Consider the following 613-nt stretch of genomic DNA (forward strand, 5'->3'; position numbering starts at 1 on the left):
GGATATAGCTATCAAACAGCCAGGAATGATTAATTCCAAAGATGATATTAGCCTTATTATTATAATTCCAGATAACGAAGTGGTTACGGAACAAAAAAAAGCTGGAGTAAAGAAGATTTATCAAGATATGATTGTAAAATCCAATTTGGACCTAAAGGCATTTAAAATCCAGGTCGGTCATGCTGACGATTTATCTTGGTAAAAGCGATACTCCAACAATGTAAGGATTGTTCAACTAACGGGTGCTTTAGTGAAAGATCATCGGGCTGTTTAAACAGCCCTTTTTCTTATTGAACTAACGGGGCAGGTAAGTTCAATAAGAATTCCATTGAATTCAATAAGAGGGGTTTTGAATATTGAGTAGGTTGAAAATAATTATGGTGACATTTTTGGTAATAGTTCTATTTGTGGTTTTCTTTACCTTTGTAAAAATACAAGACACTAAAGATATTTATGAAAAGAGGGTAACTAATTATCTACTGGATGAAGGTTATGAAAAGAAAGAAATAAAATCCATTGAAGTAATATATGGATTTAAAATGCCAGCATTTTATACCGTTGTAGTTTTTGAAGATGAACCATATGTAAAATATATCTATTATGCACATAATGG

General features: G+C 31.6%; 2 protein-coding genes. Both read left to right on the forward strand.

Annotation, left to right across the window (positions count from 1 at the left end):
- A partial coding sequence (locus AC1DSL_RS19210; RefSeq protein WP_477533477.1) for a hypothetical protein occupies positions 1-202 on the forward strand: 202 nt, incomplete at its 5' end.
- Between the two features lie 154 nt (positions 203-356).
- Positions 357-613 (forward strand): DUF3139 domain-containing protein (locus AC1DSL_RS19215; protein WP_477533478.1); only part of this gene is annotated, 257 nt, incomplete at its 3' end.

Source organism: Paenisporosarcina sp. P4_D4 (assembly GCF_056401835.1).